The sequence below is a fragment of the Catonella sp. genome, assembly GCF_057250765.1.
Window position 1 is genome coordinate 49,273 of record NZ_DBHIEC010000011.1, and the last position, 10,727, is coordinate 59,999.

Consider the following 10,727-nt stretch of genomic DNA (forward strand, 5'->3'; position numbering starts at 1 on the left):
TTGGTCTCCTTTGTTAATATTCATTATTACTGCTTAGATAAGTTTACCTCAATTTTCCCATCTTTACAACCAATTTTAACTTCATTTCCTTCTTTGATATGCCCTAAGAGTACCTCAGTAGCAAGCAAATCCTCTACTTCCGTCTTTATCTTCCTTGCTAGAGGCCTTGCTCCATAGCTTGCTTCCTTCTCGATATTGGCAAGGTGCTTAACAGCTGTCTCCGTGAACTTAAGCTTAAGTCCCATCTGTTCCTTTGCCCTTTCTGCAAGTCCTTTAAGCATAATCTTAACTATCTTCTTTAGCTCCTTCTCGGTAAGAGTATGGAAGACTATAATTTCATCTATTCGATTGAGAAATTCAGGCTTAAATACCTTCTTTACTTCCTCCATAACTCCATCCTTCATAAGCTTATAATCGGCTTCTTTATTCTCATCAGCCTTAAATCCAAGCTTCTTAGGAGTCATTATCCTCTGTGCTCCCGCATTTGATGTCATAATGATAACTGTATTCTTAAAGTTAACTACCCTGCCTTGGGAATCAGTTATTCTACCATCGTCTAACACCTGAAGAAGTACGTTAAATACGTCCGGATGCGCCTTTTCTATCTCATCCAAAAGTATGACTGAGTACGGATTCCTTCGTACCTTCTCTGAAAGCTGTCCTCCTTCATCATGTCCTATATATCCGGGAGGCGAGCCTATCATCTTGGATACACTGTGCTTTTCCATATATTCAGACATATCCACTCTTATCATAGACTCTTCACTTCCAAACATTGCCTCTGCGAGTGCCTTGCTAAGCTCAGTTTTACCTACACCTGTAGGTCCTAAGAAGAGGAAGGAGCCTATAGGCCTACCTTCTGCATTAAAGCCTACCCTGCCCCGCCTTATTGCCTTTGCTACGGCAACTACTGCTTCCTCCTGACCTATAACTCTCTCGTGAAGTACAGCTTCAAGCCTTATAAGCCTGTCTGTTTCTGCCTGCTTTAGCTTATTCACAGGTATTTTGGTCCAGTCAGCCACAACCTCTGCTATGTCCTCTTCGTTTATGACAAGTACCTTCTGCTGCTTTTTCTGCTCTTCAGCAAGCTTAAACTCACTAAGCTTCATCCTTAGCTTGTTCTGCTCCTTCTTTATTAAGCTCGCCTTATCATAAGCCTCACTTTTAATGGCGTTTTCTTTATCTTCCTCAAGCTTTATTATCTTCCTTTCAAGCTCGGCACTTCCAGGCTTTGTAGTAAATACCGAGAGCCTTGCCTTAGATGCAGCCTCATCCATAAGGTCAACCGCCTTATCAGGAAGAAATCTGTCATTGATATATCTGGCAGAGAGCTTCACAGCCGCCTCAATGGCTTCATCCGTTATCCTTACCTTATGATGATCCTCGTATTTTTCACGAAGCCCCTTAAGTATAAGCACGGATTCTTCCTCTGAAGGCTCCTCTACAACTACAGGCTGGAATCTTCTCTCAAGGGCGCTATCCTTTTCTATGCGTTTTCTGTACTCTTCCCTCGTGGTAGCTCCTATTAACTGAAGCTCTCCCCTAGCTAAAGAAGGCTTAAGGATGTTTGATGCATCAAGTGTACCTTCTGCACCGCCTGCTCCTATAATAGTATGGAGCTCATCTATAAAAAGAAGTACATTTCCGCTTTTTATAACTTCATCCAAAGTCCTTTTGATTCTCTCTTCGAACTCACCTCTGTACTTCGTGCCGGCTACCATGGCTGACAAATCGATAGTTACAACTCTTTTTCCTCTGATTGTATCGGGTACGCTTCCTTCCACTATCCTTTCAGCAATAGCTTCAACTATGGCAGTCTTTCCTACACCCGGCTCTCCTATGATACAAGGATTGTTCTTGGTGCGCCTGCTAAGTATCTGTATGACTCTCTGCACCTCTACATCCCTGCCTATGACAGGGTCAAGCTTTCCGCTTCTTGCGTATTCTGTAAGGTCTTTTGAATACTGGTCAAGAATAGGTGTACCTGATTTGGCATTGCTTCCCGTGTTGTTATTTGCATTCTTAAAGTTTGAATAGTCGCTTCTAGCCTGAGAAATGTCCATCCCTATAGCAGTAAGTATATCGAGGTATACCTTTTGAAGGTTCACTCCCATTGTGGTTAAAAGCCTTACCCCAATACTGTCGCCTTCCTTAAGTAAGGCCATAAGTATATGTTCTGTACCAATCTTACCGGAATTAAGCCTATAAGCCTCTGTTGCAGCCAGAGATATTATTCTCTTTGCACGAGGTGTCATAGACTCGGTAGAACCTACCGCCACATTTCCTTGTGTAAGAAGCTTATTTACCAGCTCCATAAATCTGTCGTATGAAACTCCATTTTCCTCAAGCACCTTCTTTGCCACTCCGTCTACCGACAAAAGCCCTATCAAAAGATGCTCAGAACCAACATAGTTTTGTGATAATGAAATAGCTGCCGAGTTAGCTGCTTCTATGGCAGTTACTGCATTATTCGTAAATTTATCCTGCATTTTACCTCCGTGAGGAGTTATTCCTCATCTTCTTCGTTTCTTTTATTTTTCATATAAAGCACCAGCCCTAGTATAAGCATGATACCTAAAATAACTATAGCACTTATTATAACATAAATGACCGTCTGTTTGCTATCATTATTATCAGTTTCCTCCGCGGCCTCTTCTCCAGGTGCATCAGGCACGTATTCATGTTCTTCTCCTATGCTTTCTTTACTTCTTTCATCTGACGAGGTTTCTAAAGCGTGTTCTTCCTCCTGCTTTGCACTACTCTTTGTATCTTTTACAGTATCCTTTGTCTCCTCAGAAGCCTCATTCTCCTTGATAACAACAATGTTGTAGTTAGTCTTACTGCCGTCTTGTGCTTTTACTATAATATATATATTATTTTCTCCCGTCCTAAGCTTGTCGCCATAGTCCTTTACCAGACTGTAATTAGCCCCTTTGTCTGCAGTAGTCACACCTACGGTAATATCGTCCACGCCTTTACCGACATTTACCTTATAGTCAAGTACATTGGGGCTAAACTTAGGTATAAGCACTCCTCCAGCCACCTTTATCCCTGTAAGGCTGCTGTCTGAGGATGCCTTCCTAGGATTCTTTATACGCATCTCCAGGTCATTGGTAGCTACAGATATTTCATTATCAGGATTAACCGCATACAAATGTACATCATCAGAAAATGTCATGGTAAAGTTCCCGGAGAGCTTTGCAAGGAAAGTCATCTTATACTTAAGCTTTCCGTCCACATCTTCAAAATTCTTTATATTCACCCTTAGCAGTCCTTTTCCTCCTGCTATCCCCTCATCTGCTGAGAGAAACTCAGCCAGACTGTCATCGTAGGAAAGGTAAGTTTCTACTCCGCTTAGGCTTTCCTCAGAATCAATCTCCAAGGTAACATCAAATTTTTCACCGACTATTGTTTTATTTGCACCCTTTAGCACTACACTTGCACTTGAAGCAAATGCCTTTTCGCCACCAAGCAAAAGGGAAAAAACCAATACAAATATAATTATAATGTTTTTCCTCACCCCTTATTCCTCCTTTGCCACATTTATCTTATACGTTCTAACTGTTCCATCCTCTGCGGTCACACTAATGCTAATAACATTTACTCCTCCGGGCGTAAGTTTTATCTGTCCGAATCCATTCACTACCGCCTTCTTGTTAGCTGTCTTTCCTGTCACCTCAATCACATCTACATCCTTGCCAACCACAAGGTTGTACCCTTCTGTGGTATCGGGCCTGAATGCAGGTGTAAGCTGATATCCCGTAACCTGTAAGGAAGAAAGCCAGTTGTTAGGACTAGGTATGTCTACAGGCCTCTCACTGATAACCGGAGGCATATTTTGAAAGACAGGAATGGAAAATACCAAAGGCTCGTCCTTAAGCTCAGCATAAGCTCTCTTGGTAATCATCGATTCTGAACTGGGTGAAAACACCGCTGACATATATTGATGTGAAAATGTATTTTTCTCTGTAAAGTTAAACTTTTCAAGATAAGGCGTATTCTGCCCTCTTAGTATATAGTTATTGCCTATAAATGCAGCACCGCCAAGGATAGCGCTGTATCTGTTGTTCCAAGGTATCTTGATATAGTCGTTAAAGCTCTTGTTGCCAATAACCGCCTTAGAACTGCTTCCGTTTGCCGCAAACTTAAGTCCACTAGCCACAGCCCCTCCGGGAGCAGTGTTGTTGTAAGCTCCTATGTTGTAAAAGTTATAATAGCCCTCATAACCGGGCACTGTGCCTGTAACACTTGATGAGAATCTTCCCGCACCTGCTACCTCCTGCTTTACTCTGCTGGCAAGGTGGTAAGGGCTTACACCTGAGTAGACCCCTGCAAGAAGGAAGGTCTCTGCATAGCTTATGGTCTTGTTTGTTCCATCTGAAGCAACATAATCGTAGGTGGTATCCCTCATAGGAGGGCCTCCAAGAATAGCTGAAATCCCCTCCTCTGTATGATGTTCAGGCTTGTATGTAAGAAGCTCAAACTGATAAATATAGTCCTCATTAAGGAAGTTCCTTGGATCCATATAATACCTTACAGCCTTGTTTGAAGCTGTAACCCAGGTACTTCCATCATAGGCTATGAAGGCGTCATTCGCCCAGTCATAGGCCTTTGCTTCCATAGATTTCCAGGCATAGTTACTGGAATTCTGCAAGAGGTTTAGTCCTACTACGCTTTCCCTTGATACTGCGTATTCCCAGTCAAGCCCCAAGTGCCTCGCTTCAAAATGCCAGTATGGATGTGCCACGTGAAGCACTCTTAAAAAAGGCTTGTAATCCTCAGGAAATCCCTGACTTGCCAATTCTTTCTCAAAAGCCTTGTCACTTAGCTTCTTCTTATTACTAGAGCCTGTAGAATCATCTACAGGCTCTCCGCTTAGTTTAATATATTTTTCAGGTACAAAGCCGGCTCCAATTACTTGTTTTCCGGTACTGTCATTAACTATATATGTTATCAGATACCACTTTTCATTGCCCACAGTATACTGTTTTCTGGCAATAACTTCCTGGTTCAAATTTAACTTGTAAGGAATTCCGGTTTCACTCTCTTTTAAGATATCAGCCTTATAGTCAGCTTCGTTATAAAGCTCAACCTTATCAGAGGTAATATATGCCCTCTGTGTCACAAATTTTCCATTGTCGTTATTTATAACACCACTGCTGTTTCCGGTATCGTTATCATCATTTCCGGCATTGTCATCTGAATTATCATCAGTGCTATTGCCATTATCTCCTGTATTATCAGTATCATCAGCCTTAGGCGTGTCTTTGACTATTCCGATTAGCTTAACCTGCGATGCAACCAAGTAGCCTGTATAGGTCTTGCCACTAATTACAAAGCTAACTTTATAATACTTCACATCACTAAGGGTAATCTCGTGGAAGATGCTTACGATATCGTTCTTGGCAAGGACTACTTTCTTACCCTTGCTATCCTTAAATTCGTTACCCTTTGCAGTAGCCTTTGTCTTTATAACTGCACCCTTTTTAGCTGTTACCTTTGCATAAGCCGGTGCCTTCTTATCAACTGAAAGCTTAACAAACTCACTAAGCACATAGCCCTTAACCGTCTTGCCGTTAACCTTAGTGCTTATCTTATACCACCTTATCTTCTTAGCATCATTCTTCTCTCCGGTAATATTAAGCACCTGTCCGTTAGGAAGCACAACTCCTGTACCTCCTATATTGTACTGAGGCTTATCCGTACCTACTCCCGTTCTAAGCCTAAGTCCCTTGGTCTTTACCTCTCCTTTATAGGAATACTTGGAGGTCTCCTTTATGCTTGATGACTTCTTAGTCTTACCTGCAGTTTTCTTGGTATTTGAATTTCCTTTGTCAGATGGAGTACTTTCATTTTCACTTGAAACCTTGACAAAATCACTCCTTACAAATCCGGTTACACTTTTACCATTAAATAAGAATTTGACCTTATACCATACCACTCCACTCTTATCCTTTTTCTCTCCAAGGACATCTGCCTTGTCATTTAACGAAAGATAAACCATTGTTCCGTCAGAGCTAAGCTGTGCAAACTCTGTTCCTGAATCGGTTCTTACCTTAAGCTTGTCTACTGTACAGGTTGCCACCTTCTTTGTTGCCGCGTATACAATCTTTGAATTATTAAGGTTGTTACCATAAAGAGGTGCGCTTGTTAACACTGTACCCATTATAACTGCTGATAATATGCCCTTTGCTAAACTATTCTTAAACATAACTTCTCCAAATCTATAAATATTTTAATCTTACTCTTTCTATAGACTACTTTACAAAGGTGGCAAAAAAAAGTCAAGTTATTTACAATTTTTTATCCCTCTATAGCTTTTTTACCTATATCAGTACGCATATATTTATTCTCAAATTCCACAAGTTCAGTAGCCTTATACGCTCTGTCTCTTGCTTCTTTCAGGTCTTTTCCCGTAGCAGTTACTCCAAAAACCCTGCCGCCTGCCGTAACAACCTTGCCATTTTGAAGCTTTGTACCTGCGTGGTAGAGATAGAGTCCGTCTTTACCAAAGCCTTCTTTGATGGTTACTTCTTTACCCTTTTCATAGTCTAGAGGATAGCCCTTAGATGCAAGCACTACACAGACTGCAGCATTTTCATCAAAGACAAGCTCTGCTTTATCAAGTCTTCCCTCTACACAGGCCTCCATTATATCAAGGATATCTGACTTCATCCTTGGAAGAACCACCTGTGTTTCAGGATCTCCAAATCTTGCATTGTATTCAAGCACCTTTACACCACTTGGTGTGAGCATCAGTCCTACAAAAAGAACTCCCTTAAAAGGCCTGCCCTCACTTTTCATAGCAGCCATTGTAGGCTTATAGATATTCTCCATGCAGAAATCTTCAACTTCTTTGGTATAAAAAGGACTTGGAGAAATGTTTCCCATTCCACCAGTGTTTAAGCCCTCATCTCCGTCTTTTGCCCTCTTGTGATCCATAGCTGAAGTCATAGGCTTGATGGTCTCACCGTCACAAAAACATAGTACAGACACCTCAGGTCCCGTCATAAAATCTTCTATAACGAGGGTATTTCCTGCACTGCCAAACTTCTTATCTTCCATTATGGTTTTCACCCCAAGAAGGGCTTCTTCTTTAGTCATGCAAATAAGTACACCCTTACCGAGGGCAAGTCCATCTGCCTTAAGCACTATCGGATAATTAACATTTTCAAGATATTGAACTGCCTTATCCGCCGAGGTAAATACCTCGTAGCCCGCTGTAGGAATATTGTATTTTTTCATCAAATCCTTTGAAAATGCCTTAGAGCCTTCAATAATAGCCGCATTTGCATGAGGTCCGAAGGTCTTAAAGCCTGCCTTTTCAAATTCATCTACTGCCCCTGCCACGAGAGGATCGTCAGGCCCTACTATGACAAAGTCTATGTTTTTTTCTTTTGCAAATTCTATTAGTTTAGGGAAATCCATCACTGAAATATCCACACACTCAGCCACTTCGGCTATGCCTGCATTGCCCGGTGCAGCGTAGATTTTATCCGCCCTCTTACTTTCTGCTACTTTACAGGCAATTGCGTGTTCGCGTCCACCACTTCCGACTATTAGTACATTCATAATGGCCTCCTTTTTATAGATTTCTATCAAAAGTTACACAGAGAGGACACCACTATCTATGCGGCATTGTATCCTCTCTGTTGTTCTATCCATGAACTCTAAAAATAATTATACCTTACACTCTCACTGTCTTGCCATCTACGACCTTTACCTGTCCGCTTGCTACAAGTTCAATGGCTTCCGGGAGTATCTTCCACTCAGCCTCTTCCATTACCCTTTTTTGCAAGGTTTCTGCTGTATCACCATCTTTTACTTCCACAGCCTTTTGAAGAATAATAGGTCCTGTATCTGTTCCCTCATCTACAAAATGCACTGTAGCTCCTGTTATCTTCACTCCGCGCGAGAGGGCCTTTTCGTGTACCTTAAGCCCATAGCAGCCCGTTCCACAAAATGATGGAATTAGAGAGGGATGTACATTTATTATCCTGTTTCTAAACTTTTCAACCATTTTTCTGGGGATGATAACAAGGAAGCCTGCAAGTACAACCAAATCTACCTCTGCCTCTATAAGCGCATCTGTAAGAGCCTTATTAAAAGCCTCCCTGCTGTCAAACTCAGACGGAGATATGCATCTTGCTTTAATTCCTGCGTTTTTTGCCCTTGTTAGTGCATAAGCAGAGGGATTGTTGCTTATAACAAGGGAAATCTCCGCATTTTTAATAAGCCCCGAAGCCTTTGCATCTATTATGGCTTGAAGATTGGTTCCTCCTCCCGATACTAAAACCGCTACTTTTTTCATAATTATACAAGGGTTACGCCCTTTTCTCCCTCTTTGATTTCACCAATCACAAAGGCCTTTTCACCTGCCCCGGCTATGGCTGATATTGCCTTATCTACATCGTTTTTATCTACTACTACCATCATACCTACACCCATATTGAAGGTATTGTACATAACCTGCTCATTTACATCACCTTCTTTTGCAAGCATCTTAAATATAGCAGGCACCTCATAAGAATCCTTACGAATAACAGCATGAGTTCCTTCCTTAAGCATACGTGGAACATTCTCATAGAAGCCGCCACCTGTAATATGGCTGCAGGCTTTAATCTTAATCCCCGCTTTTTTTACTTCTTTTAAGGATTTTACGTATATAATGGTTGGCTCAAGAAGTGCTTCTCCAAGTGTCTTTCCAAGCTCATCATAGTATGTACAAAGGCTTTCCTTTTCCATCTTAAATACACTTCTAACAAGTGAAAAGCCGTTGCTGTGAACTCCTGAGGAAGCGATTCCTATAATCACATCACCCTCTTTTAAGTCCTTTCCATCTATAAGGTCTTTTTTATCACATACTCCTACAGCAAAACCTGCAAGGTCATACTCATCCTCCGGCATAAGTCCCGGATGCTCTGCAGTTTCACCACCTACAAGGGCAGCTCCTGAGAGCTTGCAGCCTTCTGCCACTCCCTTCACTATGGATGCTATTTTTTCAGGCTCGTTTTTCCCACAGGCTATATAATCTAAGAAGAAAAGAGGCTCTCCTCCTGCACAAACCACATCATTTACACACATTGCCACGCAGTCAATGCCGATGGTATCGTGCTTATCAAGCTCAAAAGCTAACTTAATCTTGGTTCCTACTCCATCTGTGCCAGAGAGAAGTACAGGATCTTCCATGTCTTTTATTGCTTTCAGTGAAAATGCTCCAGAAAAGCCTCCAATTCCGCCAAGCACCTCACTCCTCATAGTCTCAGCCACATATTTTTTCATAAGCTCAACTGACTTGTAGCCCGCTTCTATATCTACTCCAGAAGTTTTGTAATCCATTATATACTCTCTCTTTCTTAATTCATTTCTTCAAGATAAGTTTTATAACCTACTTTTTCAATCTTGGTTTTCTTTGCAAGTACCTCATCTTTAAGTCCCTCAGCAAAGTCCTTTATCTTCTGCCTTACTTCCGGTTCCCTAACAGAAATAATTTTAGCCGCAAGTATAGCTGCATTCTTTGCACCATTGATGGCTACTGTTGCAACAGGGATACCGGCAGGCATCTGAACTATAGAATAAAGTGAATCCACACCTCCAAGGCTCTTGGTATGAATAGGCACACCTATTACAGGGATAGGAGTAACAGCCGCTGCCATTCCCGGAAGATGTGCAGCTCCGCCTGCTCCTGCTATAAGAACATCGTATTTACTCTCAGCGCTCTTTGCATACTCGAAGAAAATGTCAGGCATTCTGTGAGCAGATATGACTGTCACATCATATTCAATCCCGAATTTCTCCAAGGTCTCCATAGCCGCCTTCATTACAGAAAGATCACTGTCGCTTCCCATTACAATACCTACTTTACTCATAATTCCTCCTTTAATGTGTTAATCCCAATCATTCTAAGCAATATTATCTTACCTACCGCTCTATAAATAAATTGAGATTAAAATTTACCGTTTCATCAACTAACTGTTTTCTATAACGCCTTCACTTGTAGAGCCACCATCTTTTTTAAGTCTTATAATTCCTATTATACAACTGATGATTGTGAGGATGTCAAAGATAAATCCTACATAATTTTTTATGGAAAAATCATATACTCCCCAGCCACAGGTTGTAATGAAAATAAGAATTTTAACTCCAATTGCACCACCCATACCCAAGAAATAGGTAAAGATGAAAAGGTTTACTGCAGGCAGCCAGCCGGCTATGCCTCCATTGTTAAATATGAGAGTCATCACTATACCGAGTCCAACTATGACAGCCTTTGTGTACTTGTTTAGCTTTCCTCTAAGATAAACCTCATTTTTGATAATCTGAATCGTGTTGATTATTATTCCTGAAAATGCGTTAAGAAGCACTCCCATCCCTATGATAAACAAAAGCTGCACATCCTGAGTTCTAAGCATTTTCTTCTCTTTTTTGATGTAGCCTGTTATTACCATCAATGTGTATCCTATTAAGCTAAGCACCTGTGCTATAAGCCATTTTGTACCACCCATCGACTGTATCCAGTCACTAATTCCCTGCAAATTCATTTTCCCTCCTCATTCTTAAGTATATCTTATATATAACCTCTTACTGTTTAGCACGAGTTTATAATCTATCTTCATTATATCAATACTACCTCTTCTACGCAACTAAATAAAGCAAGTTACTCATTGAAAAAAATACTTATTTGTATTATTATTACTAATACTAATAAACTTAATTGTGCAAGTTGG

8 protein-coding genes are annotated in these 10,727 nt (G+C 41.0%); all 8 read right to left on the reverse strand.

Annotated features, from left to right (window positions below; translation table 11 throughout):
- Positions 1-26 precede the first annotated feature (26 nt).
- Positions 27-2,489: an ATP-dependent Clp protease ATP-binding subunit gene (locus tag ACO6HM_RS07225; protein ID WP_485390419.1), complete on the reverse strand. Its 2,463-nt coding sequence runs from the start codon at positions 2,487-2,489 to the stop codon at positions 27-29.
- A gap of 17 nt (positions 2,490-2,506) precedes the next feature.
- Positions 2,507-3,520 carry a cadherin-like beta sandwich domain-containing protein gene (locus ACO6HM_RS07230; RefSeq protein ID WP_485390420.1) on the reverse strand — a complete coding sequence of 338 codons (1,014 nt, stop codon included), beginning with the start codon at positions 3,518-3,520 and terminating at the stop codon, positions 2,507-2,509.
- A gap of 3 nt (positions 3,521-3,523) precedes the next feature.
- Positions 3,524-6,211, reverse strand: coding sequence for a cadherin-like beta sandwich domain-containing protein (locus tag ACO6HM_RS07235; protein ID WP_485390421.1), 2,688 nt, complete (start codon positions 6,209-6,211; stop codon positions 3,524-3,526).
- Between the two features lie 92 nt (positions 6,212-6,303).
- Entirely contained in the window at positions 6,304-7,572 is a 1,269-nt protein-coding gene (gene purD / locus ACO6HM_RS07240) for a phosphoribosylamine--glycine ligase (protein WP_485390422.1), read from the reverse strand.
- 115 nt (positions 7,573-7,687) lie between these two features.
- Positions 7,688-8,311: a phosphoribosylglycinamide formyltransferase gene (purN, locus tag ACO6HM_RS07245; protein ID WP_485390423.1), complete on the reverse strand. Its 624-nt coding sequence runs from the start codon at positions 8,309-8,311 to the stop codon at positions 7,688-7,690.
- A gap of 2 nt (positions 8,312-8,313) precedes the next feature.
- Positions 8,314-9,339, reverse strand: coding sequence for a phosphoribosylformylglycinamidine cyclo-ligase (gene purM, locus ACO6HM_RS07250; protein WP_485390424.1), 1,026 nt, complete (start codon positions 9,337-9,339; stop codon positions 8,314-8,316).
- Between the two features lie 17 nt (positions 9,340-9,356).
- Positions 9,357-9,869 (reverse strand): 5-(carboxyamino)imidazole ribonucleotide mutase, encoded by a 513-nt coding sequence (gene purE / locus ACO6HM_RS07255; RefSeq protein WP_485390425.1) that lies wholly within the window; start codon positions 9,867-9,869, stop codon positions 9,357-9,359.
- Positions 9,870-9,968: 99 nt separating this feature from the next.
- The gene (locus ACO6HM_RS07260; protein WP_485390426.1) at positions 9,969-10,541 is read right to left on the reverse strand and encodes a YgjV family protein; all 573 of its coding nucleotides are present in this window, start codon (positions 10,539-10,541) and stop codon (positions 9,969-9,971) included.
- Positions 10,542-10,727 lie beyond the last annotated feature (186 nt).

Bases quoted from the DNA above. Each gene is read 5' to 3' on its own strand.
- ACO6HM_RS07225 (WP_485390419.1), bottom strand. From the start codon at position 2,489: ATGCAGGATAAATTTACGAATAATGCAGTAACTGCCATAGAAGCAGCT.
- ACO6HM_RS07235 (WP_485390421.1), bottom strand. From the start codon at position 6,211: ATGTTTAAGAATAGTTTAGCAAAGGGCATATTATCAGCAGTTATAATG.
- purD (WP_485390422.1), bottom strand. From the start codon at position 7,572: ATGAATGTACTAATAGTCGGAAGTGGTGGACGCGAACACGCAATTGCC.
- purN (WP_485390423.1), bottom strand. From the start codon at position 8,311: ATGAAAAAAGTAGCGGTTTTAGTATCGGGAGGAGGAACCAATCTTCAA.
- purM (WP_485390424.1), bottom strand. From the start codon at position 9,339: ATGGATTACAAAACTTCTGGAGTAGATATAGAAGCGGGCTACAAGTCA.
- purE (WP_485390425.1), bottom strand. From the start codon at position 9,869: ATGAGTAAAGTAGGTATTGTAATGGGAAGCGACAGTGATCTTTCTGTA.
- ACO6HM_RS07260 (WP_485390426.1), bottom strand. From the start codon at position 10,541: ATGAATTTGCAGGGAATTAGTGACTGGATACAGTCGATGGGTGGTACA.